General features: G+C 45.8%; 16 protein-coding genes. 4 read left to right on the forward strand and 12 right to left on the reverse strand.

Annotated elements, in window-relative coordinates:
- Positions 1-3 precede the first annotated feature (3 nt).
- The 6 genes from arsJ to rhtB all read right to left on the reverse strand — a co-directional run bounded on the left by arsJ (position 4) and on the right by rhtB (position 5222).
- Positions 4-1224 carry an organoarsenical effux MFS transporter ArsJ gene (gene arsJ / locus ITG09_15750; GenBank protein ID UPR52084.1) on the reverse strand — a complete coding sequence of 407 codons (1221 nt, stop codon included), beginning with the start codon at positions 1222-1224 and terminating at the stop codon, positions 4-6.
- A gap of 97 nt (positions 1225-1321) precedes the next feature.
- Complete coding sequence (locus ITG09_15755) at positions 1322-1813, reverse strand: cyclin-dependent kinase inhibitor 3 family protein (protein ID UPR52085.1); 492 nt, start codon at positions 1811-1813, stop codon at positions 1322-1324.
- A 41-nt stretch (positions 1814-1854) separates the two neighbouring features.
- Positions 1855-2856: an ArsJ-associated glyceraldehyde-3-phosphate dehydrogenase gene (locus ITG09_15760; GenBank protein UPR52086.1), complete on the reverse strand. Its 1002-nt coding sequence runs from the start codon at positions 2854-2856 to the stop codon at positions 1855-1857.
- 41 nt (positions 2857-2897) lie between these two features.
- Positions 2898-3239 carry a metalloregulator ArsR/SmtB family transcription factor gene (locus ITG09_15765; protein ID UPR52087.1) on the reverse strand — a complete coding sequence of 114 codons (342 nt, stop codon included), beginning with the start codon at positions 3237-3239 and terminating at the stop codon, positions 2898-2900.
- A gap of 99 nt (positions 3240-3338) precedes the next feature.
- The gene (locus ITG09_15770) at positions 3339-4559 is read right to left on the reverse strand and encodes an HDOD domain-containing protein (protein ID UPR52088.1); all 1221 of its coding nucleotides are present in this window, start codon (positions 4557-4559) and stop codon (positions 3339-3341) included.
- 45 nt (positions 4560-4604) lie between these two features.
- Positions 4605-5222: a homoserine/homoserine lactone efflux protein gene (rhtB, locus tag ITG09_15775; protein ID UPR52089.1), complete on the reverse strand. Its 618-nt coding sequence runs from the start codon at positions 5220-5222 to the stop codon at positions 4605-4607.
- A gap of 81 nt (positions 5223-5303) precedes the next feature.
- Here rhtB and ITG09_15780 point away from each other — a divergent pair, with 81 nt between their 5' ends.
- Together ITG09_15780 and ITG09_15785 are read left to right on the forward strand one after the other, a co-directional pair.
- Positions 5304-6284 carry an alpha/beta fold hydrolase gene (locus ITG09_15780; protein UPR52090.1) on the forward strand — a complete coding sequence of 327 codons (981 nt, stop codon included), beginning with the start codon at positions 5304-5306 and terminating at the stop codon, positions 6282-6284.
- A 182-nt stretch (positions 6285-6466) separates the two neighbouring features.
- Complete coding sequence (locus ITG09_15785) at positions 6467-7294, forward strand: Cof-type HAD-IIB family hydrolase (GenBank protein UPR52091.1); 828 nt, start codon at positions 6467-6469, stop codon at positions 7292-7294.
- An 86-nt stretch (positions 7295-7380) separates the two neighbouring features.
- On the opposite strand, the gene ITG09_15790 is transcribed toward ITG09_15785, so the two are convergent.
- Complete coding sequence (locus ITG09_15790; protein UPR52092.1) at positions 7381-7848, reverse strand: EVE domain-containing protein; 468 nt, start codon at positions 7846-7848, stop codon at positions 7381-7383.
- Positions 7849-7887: 39 nt separating this feature from the next.
- Between ITG09_15790 and ITG09_15795 the strand changes: the two genes are divergently transcribed.
- Together ITG09_15795 and ITG09_15800 are read left to right on the forward strand one after the other, a co-directional pair.
- Positions 7888-9432 carry a hypothetical protein gene (locus ITG09_15795; GenBank protein UPR52093.1) on the forward strand — a complete coding sequence of 515 codons (1545 nt, stop codon included), beginning with the start codon at positions 7888-7890 and terminating at the stop codon, positions 9430-9432.
- A gap of 2 nt (positions 9433-9434) precedes the next feature.
- The gene (locus tag ITG09_15800; protein UPR52094.1) at positions 9435-10031 is read left to right on the forward strand and encodes a DTW domain-containing protein; all 597 of its coding nucleotides are present in this window, start codon (positions 9435-9437) and stop codon (positions 10029-10031) included.
- A 138-nt stretch (positions 10032-10169) separates the two neighbouring features.
- On the opposite strand, the gene ITG09_15805 is transcribed toward ITG09_15800, so the two are convergent.
- The 5 genes from ITG09_15805 to ITG09_15825 form a co-directional block, all read right to left on the reverse strand.
- Positions 10170-12650 carry an EAL domain-containing protein gene (locus ITG09_15805; protein UPR52095.1) on the reverse strand — a complete coding sequence of 827 codons (2481 nt, stop codon included), beginning with the start codon at positions 12648-12650 and terminating at the stop codon, positions 10170-10172.
- A 192-nt stretch (positions 12651-12842) separates the two neighbouring features.
- On the reverse strand, positions 12843-15341 hold the full coding sequence (locus ITG09_15810; protein UPR52096.1) for an EAL domain-containing protein: 2499 nt from the start codon (positions 15339-15341) through the stop codon (positions 12843-12845).
- A gap of 168 nt (positions 15342-15509) precedes the next feature.
- Positions 15510-16226, reverse strand: a complete 717-nt coding sequence (gene yigB / locus ITG09_15815) for a 5-amino-6-(5-phospho-D-ribitylamino)uracil phosphatase YigB (GenBank protein ID UPR52097.1) — start codon at positions 16224-16226, stop codon at positions 15510-15512.
- A gap of 15 nt (positions 16227-16241) precedes the next feature.
- On the reverse strand, positions 16242-17174 hold the full coding sequence (gene xerC, locus ITG09_15820) for a tyrosine recombinase XerC (GenBank protein UPR52098.1): 933 nt from the start codon (positions 17172-17174) through the stop codon (positions 16242-16244).
- The gene (locus tag ITG09_15825) at positions 17143-17841 is read right to left on the reverse strand and encodes a DUF484 family protein (protein ID UPR52099.1); all 699 of its coding nucleotides are present in this window, start codon (positions 17839-17841) and stop codon (positions 17143-17145) included. Before ITG09_15825 ends, xerC begins: the two co-directional genes overlap by 32 nt.
- Positions 17842-17857 lie beyond the last annotated feature (16 nt).

The following is a 17857-nucleotide window of genomic DNA, read 5'->3' on the forward strand; positions in this document are numbered from 1 at the left end:
GTCTCATGCCGCTGAGATTTGCGCTACTTTAGGTAAACGCAGAGAGATCACCGTCGTTATCGCTAAGAATGCAAAGGAAACCCACAGACACGCAGACAAGCCTGCCATTTGGAATACCAAACCCGACAATATCGTGCCAATCAAACGGCCCATCGCGTTTGCCATGTAGTAGAAACCGACATCAAGAGAAACGCCATCGCCTTTCGCATAACTCACAATCAAATATGAGTGAAGTGATGAGTTCACCGCAAAGATGGCACCAAATACCATCAAACCACCCACGATAACGAGCTCTGGTTGCCAACCAATCTGTACCGCATAAGCAATACCAGCGGTCACAATAGCCAACGCACCCGCCCATAATAGCGCTGCATGTCCATCAGGCACCTTGCCTTGAGCTTTACCAGTAATCTTAGGTGCAATGCCCTGCACAAAGCCATATGCGATAGTCCAAGCCGCTAAGAAACCACCAACCCATGAGTGATCCCAACCAAACACACTGCCTAGGTAAATCGGCAAAGCAATCACAAACCACACATCACGAGCACCAAACAGGAACATACGCGCAGCCGACAAAATATTGATGGATTCAGACTTAGAGAAAATCTGTTTGAACTTGGGTTTGGTTTTCGCTTTACCCATGTTCGCTTCTAAGCTCACCAAACTGCCAATGAAGACCAATGTCAGCACAGCAGCCATCGCTAGCACTGCGTATTGGAAACCAATCGTCGAAAGCAGTAAGCCACCGATAAAGAACCCAGCACCTTTCAGTGCATTTTTAGATCCGGTTAGAATCGCAATCCACTTATAAAGCGCGCCTTGCTGTTCATCAGGGACTAAAGTTTTGATTGAGCTCTTGGCACTCATCTTATTGAGATCTTTAGCGATACCAGACAACGCCTGCGCAGCCATCACCCAAGGGATGGTCAACATTGCGCTTGGCACCGCGAGCATACCCAAAGCGACAACTTGCATGCCTAAGCCGATGTTCATGGTCTTATTGAGGCCAAGACGAGCCCCTAACCAGCCACCAATTAGGTTAGTCACCACACCAAAGAATTCATAGAAAAGGAACAGTGAGGCGATTTCTAACGAACTGTAACCAAGGTCGTAAAAATACAGAACCACCAGCATGCGAAGTGCACCATCAGTAATGGTGAAGTTCCAGTAGTTAAAAGTCACCAACATGTATTGGCGAACGCTCTTACTTAGATTTGAAAACATAACGCTATCTCTGCAATCTAAACAAAAAGAGCTTTTGGATCATGATAAGTTCAACACTCCAGATACCAAAAGCTCCTTGTATAACAACAATGGCTTATTAGCTGTTCGCTACGCCATTAATGTACTCAACCTGAATGGCTTTAGTAAATGCGCCCGGACGAAGTGATTGTACTTCTTGAACAATCTTGCTCAGATCCCAGTTCTTTTCTAGCAATAGGTGTGCAGCGAGTAAACCAGTGCGACCAGAGCCGCCCATGCAGTGCATCGCAACCTTGCCGCCGTTATCAACGATGTTATGTAGCTCAGGGCTAGCCGCTTGCCACTTCGCAGCAAAATCAGCACCCGGCGCACAATCGTCTTCGATCTCGATTTGGAACCACTGCATGCCTAGTGCATGTGTCTTTTCGCCAAGTGCCGCCACGTCTTTGCTTGCAAGCTCATGGTCATCAAGTGCTGTCACGATAGCTTTAACGCCTTGCTCTTTTAGCTGAGCCAGTGATGCATCAAGCGTTGCTTCTTTTGTACCTGGGCATGGAGTCAGGATTAGCGCACCTTGCTCTAGGTCTAGTTGCCATGTTGGATGTGTCATTGTGTAATCTCCAGATTCTACTATTTCTTAAGTACGCAGGCTTATGCTAAACCGACAGTGCGAACTAACTCAGCGGTACGTGTCGCGTAACCCATCTCGTTATCGTACCAAGCGTAGATCTTAACCATGCGCTTACCTACCAACATCGTTGATAGTGCATCCACGATGGTTGAGCGTTGGTCACCTTTGTAATCGATAGAAACCAGCGGACGCTCTTCAAAGCCAAGAATACCTTTTAGTTCATTCTCAGACGCTTCTTTTAGCATCGCGTTAACTTCTTCTACTGTTGTGTCTTGCTTCACTTCGAAGATGATGTCAGTCAGAGAAGCGTTCGCTAGTGGAACACGAACCGCGTGGCCGTTAATGCGGTTTTCAAGCTCTGGGAAGATCTCAACAATCGCTTTAGCACTACCCGTTGTTGTTGGGATAAGGCTCATGCCACATGCACGTGCACGGCGTAAGTCTTTGTGGGGCGCATCAAGGATCGTTTGCGTGTTGGTTAGATCGTGAATCGTGGTAAAGGCTGCATTCTCGATACCGAGCTTCTCGTTGATAACTTTAACCACTGGCGCGAGACAGTTGGTTGTACAAGACGCTGCCGTTACGATTTTGTGTACTGCCGGGTCGAAGATAGCGTCATTCACACCAACAACGATGTTTGCGATGCCTTCTTCTTTCACTGGCGCCGATACCACAACACGTTTCACGCCCTGCTCTAGATATTTGTTTAAGAAAGATGTCTTACGGTGAACACCCGTCGCTTCAATCACCACATCACAGCCAGACCAATCGATCGCATCAATGTCGCGCTCTTGTGTGGTCTTGATGCGCTGGCCATTGATGATCATCTCATCGCCTTCTGCAGTTACTTCGTGGTGAAAGCGACCTTGAACTGAATCGAACTCTAGAAGATGTGCTAACGTTGCGGTATCGCCCGCTACATCATTAATTTGTACAAACTCTAGCTCTGCCCAATCGAATGCTGCGCGAAGTGCTAGACGGCCAATACGACCAAAACCATTGATACCTACTTTAACTGTCATTGTGTGTTCTCTCAGTCAGTGGTGAATCTAAAAATATTCAATTAAACGCAACATTGAGGGCGTAAAGTTATTGCTTCTAAACGCTCAGTGTCTTGTTGATATTCAGTTTTCAAACAGTTCGATGCGATAAGGTCATCAATTAACTTTAGCATCCAACCTGGTAAATCTTGTGACAGGCGGTAAAACACCCACTGCCCTTGGCGAACGTCTGTCAAAATGCCGTTTGAGCGCAACTGCGCAAGGTGGCGAGAAACCTTTGGCTGACTTTCTTGTAATGCCTGAGTCAACTCACCAACAGAAAGGCACTCTTGGCGCACAATCAACATTAAGCAACGCACTCGCGTTTCATCAGACAGTAATTTAAAAAATTGGTGAGGAAGCATAATTACATACTCATATATGGATATGCGTATATATTAGTTATAAAAAAACGCACGTCAAGGCGTGCGTTTCAATTGTAATAAAAGTTTAACGAAAGGAAATCAGAGCTGATTAGTCACGGTATGGCTCCAACGTCGAGCTTCGGTGAGCTCCGTTCTTACCTGTTCCACACTTAAACCTAAGTCGGCACAGTGTTCATCAATCTGCTGCCAGTCAGCGTGTTCAAAGCTCTCTTCAAGTGCTAACAAGGTGCCATAAGGCCCTTCTCTACGCAGCAAAGCGACCTTAATACTTTTGCACAACGGTAATTGCTCTACGAGGTTCTCAAGTGACAGGTCGAGCAATGCATCCAGCAACGAGAACAAACCAATCATAAAGGCTTGCTCGGTATGTCCTTCAAATGCCTGATAACGAGACATACGCTGGCAAAACTGTGCACGCTGCAAAGACAAACCATACAACTCTTTCGGTTTTTTATCCGAGACGTAAGACGCCACCGCCAGCGAGACAAACATTTTCAGTTTCTCTTGCCCTAGATACACCAAAGCCTGACGGAATGAAGAGATGGTCACCTCTAGACGAGGCGACATGGTGTTCACAAAGCGCAGTAGCTTATAAGACAAGGCGACATCTTTCGCGACGATGCTCTCGACACGCTGAAAGTCGACATCTGGCTTGCACACTTCCTGGAACAGTTCCATGGCAATCACTTGCTCTGGGCTAATGTACTTAGTCTTGATGATTTCCGGCTTGCTAAAGAAATAGCCTTGGAAGAACTTAAAGCCCGCCTCTTTTGCTTGCTGGTACTCTTGTTCGGTTTCGACTCGTTCAGCAAGAAAGCTAAATTTCTTCCCTTGATGCGCCCTAACCAAATCACACGCCTCATCTAAGCCCATCTGCATGATATCGAGCTTAACAATATGCGTATATCTGAGGAAACGTTCCCATTCTGGCGTCGAAGTAAAGTCATCTAGGGCGATCATGTAGCCCGCTTGGTAAAGATCTTTAACGGCTTCTAATAACTCGTCGGTCGGTTGGCAGGTTTCAAGGATCTCAACCACCACCTTGTCTTTCGGCAAGCTCAAGGGCAACCTACGAATTAGGCTTTGATATGGGAAGTTAATAAAGCAGCGTGAAGAAGGGATCGAAGGGTTAAGCCCAACCGACAAGAAGTTCTCAACAATCAGACGATACGTTGCTCTGTTAGACTCAATATGCGCTGGATAGGCATTCCTTTCTCCGTCACGAAACAGCAACTCATAACCAAGCGTGTTCTTGTTACGATTTAAGATAGGTTGTCGAGCAACGTAGGTAGCGGTCATTTCTTGATAACTCTAATTGGTTTAACTATAACTCTATTGCTTTGATTAGGCTTTGGCGGCAGCCAGCAATGCGCCGCAGCCCATGAACATACCACCAAAGATTTTATTTATCTTACCCATTATGCGATCTGAACGAATAAAACGTCCCATTTGTGAAGCTAATGAGGTATAGCCCAACATAACAACGCTATCAATGAATATCGTTGTAACACCGAGCACCAACAGTTGCGGTGCTTGCGGCTGTGTTGGATCGATAAATTGAGGGAACAGTGCCACCAAAAACACGATAGATTTTGGGTTAGTCAGGTTAATCAGCACCGCATTTCTAAGCAGCTTACCACTCGATAACATCGAGTTTTCTTGTGAAGCCACTAAGCTAGAGTTGTCACGCCACTTTTGAATACCCAACCAAAGAAGGTAAACCACGCCCACCCATTTGATGATGGTGAACGCCAACGCGGATTGAGCCACTAATGCACCAATGCCCGCACCCACCAGCATGATGTGGAATGCAAGACCGAGCTGTAAGCCTGCGATCGACGCGAGTGACTTCTTAGTGCCATAACTTAGCCCATTACTAATTGAGTTAACGGTGCCTGAACCCGGAGCCAAACTAAACAATATCGCCGTGACGACATAAGCAAGCCAAACATGAGTATCCATTTGCATTTCCTTACTAGTTCTTTAATCTAACAACATTAGTAGCAATAAAGCTCTCACACGCATCAGTTCAGGTAATTTCCCATGGAAAACCACAGCGGCGCCCCGATTTCGTACACGCAAGAACCTCAATTCGAGCAAGCGATTAAACACCCGATCCCCACCCTTTGGCAACAACGAAAAGATGGGTATGTAACAACATCCGGTAAAAAGAAGCTGTACTGGTGTAGCCTGACTTCAGAGACACACAACAAGGCGATTGTTATTTCAAATGGCCGCATTGAGTGCTGCCAAAAATACCAAGAACTCTTTTATGATTTCTATCAACAAGGCTATGACGTTTATTCATTTGACCACCAAGGTCAAGGCCAGTCTGAACGTATGGTAACAGACTCTGACATTGGTCACATTCATGAGTTTGATGATTATGCATCTGACATGTCTGACGTCATTGCCAGTTTTGATCTCAGTAAGTATTCCAATCGCTACCTGCTCGCGCATTCAATGGGCAGCACCATAGCCACTCGCTACCTACAAACCCATCCAAACCACCCATTTGATAAGGTGGCTCTGTGCGCTCCGATGTTTGGTATCAATACCGAGTGGTATCTCAAACCTATCGCGATGATCGTTGGGCAAGTGCTCACCGCTTTTTATGCCAAGCCAACTTACGCGCCGGGTCAGCAAGCGTATTACTCGAAGCCTTTTGAAAACAACTTACTGAGCCACAGTAAGGTTCGCTATCAGTGGTTCCGTTGCTTGTATGACGAGTCTCCCTCTTTGCAGGTGGGTGGACCAAGCACGCGTTGGGTGTGGCAAGGGTTAATGGCCGCCAAGCAAGCGATTCAACAAACTCGTCAAATCAAAATTCCTCTGCTATTGATTCAAGCTGGGGAAGAGAAGATTGTCAGTAACGATGCTCAAGTGAAGTTCATCAACAAGCTGAAGAAAACCAACTCGGATTGCCAGTTTAAGTTGGTTGAGGGTTCTAGGCATGAGGTGTTGTTTGAGCAAGATGAATATCGCAATCAAACACTGGATGCGATCAATCAGTTTTTTGCCTAGAGCTAACACGTGAAGCAATCTATCAAGAAGATAAGCGCTAAAGAGGAAGAGAAGTAAGTGAGCTTTGCCCTCTTTTCTTGCATGAATTTGGCATACAATTTCTACCTAGAGATATTGTAGTTAAAACGATTCTAGCGCTGGCTAGCGTCAATATTGGTTAAGCATTTTGCAATGAGGGTTAAATGAGTATTCCTGCACTAAAAGATTCCGTGAAAATTGTTGCCTCTGATCTAGATGGTACGCTTTTGGCTCCCAACCATCAGTTAAGCGATTTTACCAAGCAAACACTCACGAAGTTACACGGACAAGGTTATACCTTTATCTTCGCAACAGGTCGTCACCATGTTGATGTTGCTGGTATTCGCAAACAAACGGGCATTCCTGCTTACATGATCACCTCGAATGGTGCTCGCGTTCATGACCAAGACGACAATCTGATGTATGCCAAGAACATCCCTGCGGAATTAGTGCAAAGTGTTGTAGATGTGTTTAAGAAAGACCCGGAGATCTTCATCCATATCTATATGAACGATGAGTGGTTACTGAATCGTGATGACGAAACAATGAAGAAGTTTCACGATCAAACAGGCTTCACATACCGACTGTACGATGCAGATACCGCACCGAGTGAAGGCATTGCTAAAATCTTCTGTACTCACCCAAATAAATCACATGAACACCTTGTGCCATTTGAAGATGAGCTCAACGCTCTGTTTGGTGAAAGATTGAATGTCGCTTTCTCAACACCTTGGTGCTTGGAAGTGATGGCTGCAGAAGTCTCTAAAGGTGATGCGCTACAAGCCGTGGCTCAATCTATCGACCTTGAGCTAGAAAACTGCATTGCTTTTGGTGATGGAATGAACGATGTCGAACTACTATCAATGGCAGGTAAAGGCTTAGTGATGGGCACATCCCATGAAAAAGTACTTAAAGCGCTGCCTGACAATGAAGTGATTGGCAGCAACGCCGACGATGCCGTTGCGCACTACTTAGAAAAGCACCTGCTTTAATCTAATCTAGTAAAAAATCCGAATAAATAAAAAGGCAGCCAACTGGCTGTCTTTTTTGAACCTTACGCAAAAAGCTCTCTCTAAGGCTATCGAGAACCTAACACTTCTTTGCTTAAGATAGTCTGCCACTCCTGTTCAGTAACCGGCATGATGGATAAGCGGTTGCCCCGTTTCACCAATGGCATTTCGGAGAGCTCAGGCATGGCTTTAAGCGTAGCTAAAGGAATCAAGCGCTCAGTCACTCGCACAAACTCGACATCAACCATTATCCAGCGTGGGTTATCGAGTGAAGACTTAGGATCGTAGTAATCACTCTCAGGGTCGAACTGAAAGTGGTCTGGGTAGGCTTCTCTGGTTACTTTAGCGATCCCCGCTACGCCAACTTTTTTACATGATGAGTGGTATATCATCACCAAATCTCCAAGCTTGACGTCATCACGCATCATATTTCGAGCCTGATAGTTGCGTACACCCTCCCAACAAGAGGTTTTTTGTACTCTCAGAGTCTGAATAGAGAAGGTGTCGGGTTCTGTTTTAAATAACCAATATGCCATAATAAATCCAATTAACGGTTGCTCCGAGGAAGATATAACATGAAGGTAATGAAAAACCCAGTGACATGGCTAGTCGCATTCGCGCTACAAGGTTGTGCAACGGCGCCAGATACGCCGCAACAACCTGAAGTTCCACCAGCAACCTTGGATGAACCACTGAGCATTCAACCACAAACCTTCATCATGCGCGGTCAGGTTGTGATTGGCCATGAGAGCCGCACCTTCACTCCGTGCGGCAGCCAGCAACAATACTGGTTAGACTTATCGCCAGAGTTAGCACTAGAAGCACAAGGGCTCTCAACGAGGCCTTACCAAGCTTTATATGGCGAGCTGATTGGACACCTAACCGTGCCAAGCCAAACGGGTTACAACGCAGATTTCACGGCACGTTTCGTGGTTGACCAAGTAAACATCCTAACCGCAGAGAACCCAGAGCGCTGCGACCAACCACTGCGTTCTACTCGCGTGTTCGGTAATGAACCCTTCTGGTCAGCAACCTTTGATAAAGACCAACTAAAATACACCAAAATGGGCGAAGAGCCACAGATCCTCGATATTGAATCTAGCCGCACCACTCCAAGCACTCGTGACTACCAGCTACAAGGACAATCAGTGCAAGGTGAACTCAACCTTACAAAAGAGAGTTGCAGCGACGGCATGAGCGATTCTATCTATGGATGGCTTGCCAAGCTTAACCTCAATGACAGTAATTATAATGGCTGTGCGACAGTCTCTAACCAAGACTCTACTCTGGACTGGAGCGGACTCTATTTCGCTAGCTCAACGCAAAACTCAGGGTTCTCTATCAACCTTGAACTCAACGATGACCACAGTGCTATCACGACTTATTCATACAGCAATGGAGACCCTTCTATTGTTGAGCAGGGCTTCTGGCAACAACTGAACCAAAATCAGGTACAAGTGGTTATGACTCGCCACCAGCAACAATATTTGATCTCCGAGCGCATCTTCACACTCGATAATGGCAAGCTGATCGCTGAAAAAGAGAAAGTAGGCAACGTTGTCTATCCGATTGCCAACGGCGGTCTGGTGCTATTCGAAGCTAAGGGTGCACAAGCGCAAGTAAACACCACTGCTAACGTTGATCTAACCGCAAAGCAGGTCAACTCCAGTGATCAACTTGATCCAAAAGTCGACCAAGCGATCCGTGAGTATTTTAAGATCAACAACAGCTCACCTGACGACACCAAATACCGTTGGTTAACCTACGACCTCAACGGCGACGGCAAAGAAGAGCTGTTTGCCCAACTCGATTGGTGTGGTTCTGGCGGCTGTACACTGCTGATTTTCGAAAACCATCAAGATAACTGGCGCTTCAATAGTCGAGTGACACTGGTTAAGGGCGACATACGCTTAGGTAAATCGCAAAACCACGGCTGGCAAGATCTGATCTTCAATGTCAGTGGCGGCGGTGCAACACCTGCAAAACACACACTGTCATACTCTGGTGTCAGCTACCCGCTAAACCCAAGTGTCGCTCCAGTTGCAGAAAACGCTGACATCAGCGACGTGGTTTTGTTTGCTGATGGTATCTCACCCGCACAAAGTGGAGTGAAACTGTAAACATGAGTAACCAACAAGCTTGCCCTGGTTGTGGCTTCACTCACCAATGTATTTGTCACCTAATACCTAGTGTCGAAAACCAAATCGATCTTGTGCTGCTGACTCATGAGAATGAACTGTCGCGTGATACCAATACCGGAAAGCTGCTTGAGCAATCTATTCAACAGTGTCAATCCTTTGTGTGGCAAAGAAAAACACCGCCAAAAGAGCTGATTGCCTTACTCGAAGACGAAGCATTGCAGCCTTTTTTGCTGTTTCCAAGTGACAACAGTATTGAGTGCCAGCAGGCCGTGTCATCTATAGCCGGAGATCGTAAGCCGTTATTCATCATCTTGGATGGCACATGGCAGGAAGCGAAGAAAATGCTCAACAAGAGCGCGTGGTTAAACACCATTCCTCAAATCCATCTCGATATCACGACGGAATCGTCATACACCTTGCGCCGCAATCAAGACAGCGGGCACTTGTGTACTTGTGAAGTAGGCATTGAGCTACTCAAGTCTTTAGGTGAAAGCGAACCTGCCAAACTGATTGATGACTACTACCAACAGTATCTAAAAGTTTTCCACGCCGACAAGTGTGGCCACGCTCTCAAATAGATCAAGCAGGCGAGCGAGAAGGCAATAAACACATTTCTGGACGAGACAGATACTGAAAACAAAAAGGGTGAGCCATAAGCTCACCCTTTTTACATCGTTATTTAACCAACCAGTGTTTCACGTGAAACGCTCGCTCCATCAGAACAAACGCTGAGGTTGACCAAAGTAATACCCTTGCAGGTAATCGACACCCATGTCTTCAGCAATACGACACACTTGCTCGTTATGAACGAACTCCGCCACTGTCTTAGCATTCAAAATCTGACATAAGCTCACCAGCTGCTGGGCTATCTTGCGTTGTTTTTTATCCTTATCAATATTACGAATTAAACTGCCATCAAGCTTTATCACTTGTGGTTCCAGTTTCAATATCTCATCAATGTTCGAGTAGCCCGAACCAAAGTCATCGACAATAATATTCACACCAAGATCTCGGAAGTGATTACACACCTCGATCAAGCGACCGTAATCCTGAATTTGTTCGGTTTCCAACACCTCTAAACCAATACGCTGTGGGTGGCTGATTTTTTTGATGGCTTGTTCAAGGTGAAGAATGGTTTTCTCATTGCTAAAATCTTGTGGCGCCAAGTTAATTGAGAACGAATCGGTTCGCTGACTCATAAAATCAAAGGTGCGCGTTATCATCTGACGACTGAGGCGTGTATAGAGATGGGTTCCTTCAATGATTGGCAAGAACTTACCCGGTGCAATCAGCTGACCGTCCTCTTCAATTCGAACCAAACACTCGTAGCTTTCTACCTGATGACAGTGTGCTGAGACAATCGGTTGAGAACACGCGACAATGTTTTGATTAAGCACTGCGCGGCTGACACACGACAACCAACCCAACTGTTCTTGGCGATGTTTTTCTAGTTGAATGAGCGTCTTGGCACTCACTAGGTGTTTGTTTTGGCTGACTGCGCTGCGCCTCGCTTCAATCGCCTTCAGCAATAAGTCATCTATCGAGGTATCAGGGAAATCTCGACGACTCGCAACACCCGCACAGATAGACACCGACAGGTAATCAATGTCGGGTAAACCAGTAGGCTCGAAATTCACATGCTCGGTTTGATCAGCAAATTCAGAGAAGCGTTGATGAATATGTTCTTGGCTTGCCCAGCTATCAAACACCACCGCCCACTCACCAATACCGATGCTATAAAGCTGACACCCTTTATCAAAGAACTGCCACAGTGCTTTTTGAAAGTACTCACTCAAATCATGCAGCAGCTTGTCACCGACTCGATAACCATACTTCTCATTGATCTGACCAAAGGTCGTGACCTTCAAAGCTAACAAGTGGCTATCACTGCTCATTTTCGACAACTTCTCACGCAACACACTTCGATTGGGTAAACCGGTACGACGATCAATTCGATAGCTCGCCGTCAATGCGGTGGCTTGCTGCTGAATCTTACTCGCCATGCTGTTGTTCATATCATCGACATCAAGCAATGCATTTCGGATCAATGAAAACAGAGGGGATATATTGGTCGCAGGTTGTGTCTCTAATGGCAACACAGCCTTACCCTCGCCTTCTCTAAGCGCGAGGTAAGTAAGGCTATGGTGCAAGATTCGTTGTTGGTCATTCTCATGATAGAGCTCTCCCATGCAGTAAACGCCATAGCTGTCTGCCAATTTTTGGAAAACCTCAACTTCTTGGTTGCCATCAATAAAGTCGATGCGAGAGGTGCAGTTGTAAATAAAGAACTGTTCTGGTCTATGAGAGGCGATCTGCTGAACACCCAGTCGGATTTGTTCTAAGGTCAATGATGGATGGTCGTAACAAAACCGAACCTCATCGCCTACTTGGAACTGACCACTGAATTCAATCTCTCCACTTTCTACTACCTTGAGTGGTAAGTGAATGTTTTGCTCTTTCGGGTCACCGACCATCAAGGGAAAGTTATGCAGTTGTTCAAAAGGCACTTCAAGGCCATCAGCGAGATAACGATTATAGAGTTGGCGAACAGGAATACCGTCCAATTCCAGCAAGCGGTTATCTTGAGCACCAGTCACTCGAAAAGTCCGGCCAATAGGGTTCCATTCAGTGTAGTAACCCTTGGTGATTGATAACTCAACGCTGTGCAGAGCTAACATCACATAGGCATTCTCATAGCAAATGCCGTCTAGCATCACCCAACGCCCATTATCTGTGATTGTCGATGCACCGCCACAAATCGGCAATGAATATCTCGACTGCTCAAACGCTGAAAATAGATCTCGGTCATTTATCTGCAAGCGATCTGCGAAACAGATGATGTTGTGAGTAGTATCATTGCACTCAAGTTGTTGCCACATGGCGTGGCTATCAAGCAATGGTTGTTCGCTATATTCGACAACACCACAAGAGTAAGACGTCGCTTCAAAGCGGGTAACAATCAGGTAAAGGCCTTGGTGCAGGATGACGCCTTGGCTGATGTAGTGGTTAGCACTACAACCAATCAGTTTGGCATTGGGAAAAGTCGATTGAATCACTTGGCAGGCAGCCAAAACAGAACCTTTCTCGAAAGACGAAAAAACCTGAATCAGTAGGCTTTCATGTTGATGAAAATCTATCTTTTCCAATTCACGTTGGGTTTGCTCAATGTCTTGTATCAGGAGAGAAGTCGACTGCATATTCACATTAATCGTTACGTTAATGATTTGTTATTGTGCTTATTATAGATAAGGCTTGCACGGAATATTTACGATCGTCTTATGAATAATGTGACCTTAGTTAGACATCATTCATTCCGCCAAAAAGCAGTCATTAATGGCGGCGCAGTACTTTTATAGCCAGTAGTTACACAATGCGGGAAGCTTTAACTTCTAAAACAGTCGTTTAGGCTCACCGAAGTAGTATCCCTGCAGATAATCGACGCCCATTTGCTCTGCTATCTCACAAACTTGTTGGTTATGGACAAATTCAGCGACCGTTTTAGCATTGAACACTTGGCATAAGCGAACCAATTGAGAAGCGATGTTTCTTTGTTTTTGATCTTTGTCGATATTACGAATCAAGCTACCGTCGAGCTTAATGATCTGCGGCTCTAGCTTAATGATTTCATCGATGTTGGAATAACCAGAGCCAAAGTCATCAACAATGATTCTAGCCCCGAGTGCGCGGAAGTGATCACACACCTCAATCATGCGGCCATAATCTTTGATCTGCTCAGATTCCAAAACCTCTAAGCCCAGTCGAGTGGGGTCGTTCATACCACTTATCGCAGCCTCAAGAACCTCGAGCGTCTTATCGCTCAATAAATCTTGTGGGGATAGATTGATAGAAAACGAGCTCTGCTTATCCGCCATGTAGCCGATCGTGCTCTTAATCATGTGTCGACTAAGACGCGTGTATAGATGCGTATCAGCAATGATAGGTAAGAACTTTCCTGGAGGCACAATGGTACCGTCCGACTCCATGATTCTGACCAAACACTCTTGGCCAATCATTTCGTGTGTACCCGATTCCACAATCGGTTGTGAGTAGGTGATGATGTTCTGATCTAAAATCGCACGACTTACACAGCTCAACCAACCAAGCTGTTCCTTGCGATCTTCCTCGCTCACCTGAATGTCTTTAGCGTTAGTAATATGGGTGTTATTACGCACTCCATAACGTCGAGCTTCGATCGCTTTCAATAAGATCTCGTCACCGCTGTCGGTTAAGAAGTCACAACGACTAGCAAAGCCTCCACACAGAGAAACTGACAGGTAATCAATATCAGCCAAACCATACGGCTCAAAATTAATGTGTTCGATGTCATCTGCAAACTCAACGAACCCTTCTTTTATTTTCGCACTACTAACACTGGAATTAAAAATAATCGCCCACTCTCCGACACCAATACTGAATAGTTCTACCTTCATGCGAGGCTCTTTCACGACACGAAGCTGTAATCGCTCGATAAAGTGATTAGACAGATCAAGCAGTAATTGATCACCGACTTGATAGCCGTATTTCTCATTAACTTGATGGAAATTCGTGAGCTTTAACGTGAGTAAGTGTTCACTAAACAGAATCGTATTAAGGCGTTCTTTTAATACTATGCGGTTCGGCAAGCCAGTACGTGAGTCAATACGATAGCTCTCGGTTAAGCGGCGCGCTTGTTGATGGAGCTTCTTCTCCATCTGAGTATTCATACTGTCGAGATCAGCGACTGCATTTCTAACAAGGTTAAGCAATGGCGACACTGTAGAGCCACACTGAAAATCTTCACAACGAAACTCTTTAATCTCGTCAGACTCGCGCATAGCGATATAAGTCAGGCTGTGGTGCAGTATCTCTTGGCGGTCTTCATTGCGGTATAGCTCACCCATGCAGTAAGCACCGCACGTGTTCACTATCCCTTCAAATGGTTTCAGCTCGACCTTACTATCAATAAACTCAAGGCGAGAGACACAGTTATAGATGATCACCGATTCAGGTTGATGCATGGCTAGCATCTCGGCACCGTGGCGCACCTTTTCCGCTGTCAAAGAGGGGTGGTTATAACAAAACTGCGCCTCTTCACCGACATGCCATGGGCTATCAAACTCGATACTGCCATCATCATTAATACGTAGCGGCGTCGAGATACCCTTCTTTCTACCAAGTTCTCGATAAAGCGGAAAGCTCATCAACTGGCTAAAAGGAAGGTCTTTGCCATCCGCAAGGTAATGTTTGAATACTTCAATAGCAGGCTTGTCATTCAACGCGTATAAGCGATTTCCAACTGCATGTGTGACTCGTAGCTTCATCCCAATCGGGTTCCACTCAGAGTACGCATCCGACCAAACCTTCAGTTCTGGGTTAGTCAGAGCCACCGCAACACAGGCGTGCTGGTAGGTTTGCTCGTTATGCATAACCCAACGACCAAATTCATTCTCATGACACAGTCCACCAGCAATCGGCAAGGCGTAAGGCAAATTTTCAAAAGCACTATAGATAGGATAATCACGCCCTTCAACTTGATCGCACAAGCTGATAACCGTTTTGGTGTCTTCTGTAAGGCGCAATTGAAAAGCTAAGTCTTGGCTGTCTTGATTTGGATTGCCGGTAAAAGGCTGGACCGCAGAGGTTAGATGGGTTTCGTTGAACTCACTGACGATGACTAAGGTGCACGCACTTTCAAGGCAATTATCACAGATAACATGACGAGCACTCTGGCCAATTAGCGTCGCATTATTTAAACGATTGAGGGCAACACTCGCGATTTGACGAGCTAGATCTGAAGATTGAGCTGAGAAAATTTGAATAAGGTACTGTTTGCTGTCACACCATTCTCGCTGATCAAATTGAGCTCTAAATAACGCCTCAGTATTTGCGAGAAATGTAAATGTTTGCATGCCAACCCTTGTTCAAAATCGAGTGAAGTAACAACCCGCAACCACTGCTATGACTGAAATGAATCGATAAAAAGTAGTCGCCAATTATCCTAGCCTAATCAGGCTTTTATAGGCGACTAATGTAACAATTCACTATCATAAATGCGACACAATAAGCTTACCAAGCCATTAAATTAGTCGCATAAGATCGCTAAGTTGGTCTATTTCAACATCAGGGAGCACACTCGCCTTCGGGGAGCGGTATAAATTGGAACCAGTGTCATTAAACCAGCACGCTTGAAAGCCATTTTGCTTGGCTCCATAGACATCTGTTTTGAGGTGGTCACCAACATGAAGAATATTCGCAGCGTCGCAATCTAGGTGTTTCTGAGCTTTTTCAAACATATCTGGGTAGGGTTTTGCTCTGCCATCAGGGCCGGCTTTAAGGATTAATTGAAAATACTGCCCTAAGCCAATTTTGTGTGGATCGACATTGCCATTGGTAATCGCAACCAGAGGAATACGCTGGCTAAGCTCTCTCATCACTCGATGTGTTTCTTGAGGTACATCGACTTGATTGCGCAGCCATAAGGCATGCTCAATGCCCTCTCGAGCCGCTTGCTCTGCTTGCTGCAGAGAGTAACCCAATTGCAGCAAACCACTCTTAATCTGAGTTTCACGCCACACGGTGACATCATGTTTCAAAGCTGGGTTTTCAGATGCGACTTGCTGCTTAATGCCCTGCCACTCTTCAAGCGATAAAGAAGCCGACACTGGGTGCTTTTGATAAAGCCACTGTGCCATCTCTTTCTCAACCTTCATGATCACAGGCCAGTTGTCATACAGGGTGTCATCCAAGTCAAAGGTCATGGCTTTGATGGGCTTTAACCCTCGATAAATTCGCATAATAAACCCTTTAATCTAATCTTTATTCTTCTTACGAGCTCTCGGATGAGCCTGATCATAAGCTTGCGCTAAGTGTTGGAAATCCAAGTGGGTATACACTTGCGTAGTCGAGATGTTTTCATGCCCTAACAACTCTTGAACAGCACGAAGGTTTTGACTCGACTCCAGCACATGCGTTGCGAAGGAGTGACGCAGTTTATGCGGGCTGATGTGGCTCGCGACAGATTGCTTCTTGCCCCACTCTTCCATACGCTTTTGCACGCTGCGGTGAGAGATACGAGTCCCGAGCTTAGAGACAAACAGCGCGCTTTCACCCGGTGAAGCCAATTCACCACGAACTTTGAGCCATTTATCGACCCACTCTTTTGCTAAACCAGAAAAAGGCGCTTTGCGTTCTTTGTCGCCTTTACCAATCACTCGAATTTCGCCTTGTCGACCCAACACATCTTTCAGATTGATACCGACCAGTTCTGCCAGTCGTAATCCAGCACCATACATCACCTCCATCATCGCTCGGTCACGAATCGACAATGGGTCATCCTCATTCACATCAAGCAGTTGACCCACTTCATCAACATCGAGGTTTTTAGGCAAAGGGCGTTGTTTGCGAGGTGCAGAGACACCTTTGGCTGGATTGGCGGTCATTTCGCCACGCAACACAAGGAAATCAAAGAAGCTGCGCAGTGAAGATAAGCGCGTTGCAATGCTGCTCGCTTTCATTCCCTCACGCATGCCTTTACTGGCCAGTTGTCTTACCCACGCCGCATCGACTTGACCCCAGTCTTTCAGTCCTAGCGTGACTAAATGACCGGCCATGGTTTCAAGTTGTTGTTTGTAATTACGTTGGGTGTGTAGGCTGAGTCCCTTCTCGCTTCGGAGATATTCATAGAAGCGAGAAAGTGGCTTTTGAAGACTGTTAGGAAGAGGTATTTTGGGCTCTAGGCTCATTATTTATCTGCCAAGGTAAGGTGTCCGCCAAATGAGCGACAACAAGTGCTAAATGGCGTAAAAAGAGCGTATCCATATGGGGTTGGAAATGTCCGCCATCTTCACTAGAAAAGGCGAGCAAACCCAATGGAGACTGCTTAGCAAGCGGTAGTACTACATAAGAGCCTAGCTCTGGAACTGGATAATCACCAAACAAATCGTGTCTGTCGGCTTTTCTCAAGCGCCCAAGATAAGCATCTTTACCGTTGAAGTGGTTAAGCGAAAACTTAGAGTAACCCTCAGCACTCAACTGATAAAAGCCAGATTGCGAAAGAATACGAACATGAGCCTTAAGCCCAAGGTCTAACGCTTTTTGTTCAACGGCTTTTATCACCTGCATGAAGTCACTGCATTTCAGCACTTGCGCTTGCAGATCCATAAACTCATAGAAGGTTTTATCGTTATTTGCTGCCAACGACATCAAGCCAGTGATCTCTTCTTCAAGCTCTTCGATTCGATGACGCTGGCGTTTAAGCTGAACCTCAACCAGAGAAACAGCGCCCTGCTCAACGTTATTGATAGCAAGGCGATCAACCAAATCTTTTCGGTCTTGGAAAAAATCTGGGTTATCACGTAAATATTCCGCGACCACTTCTGCGGTGAGTGCGTCGGCTTCAACGTAAGACAAAACCTATCCTTTATTT

This window comes from Vibrio cyclitrophicus (genome assembly GCA_023206055.1).
In the GTDB taxonomy this organism is placed as follows: domain Bacteria; phylum Pseudomonadota; class Gammaproteobacteria; order Enterobacterales; family Vibrionaceae; genus Vibrio; species Vibrio cyclitrophicus_A.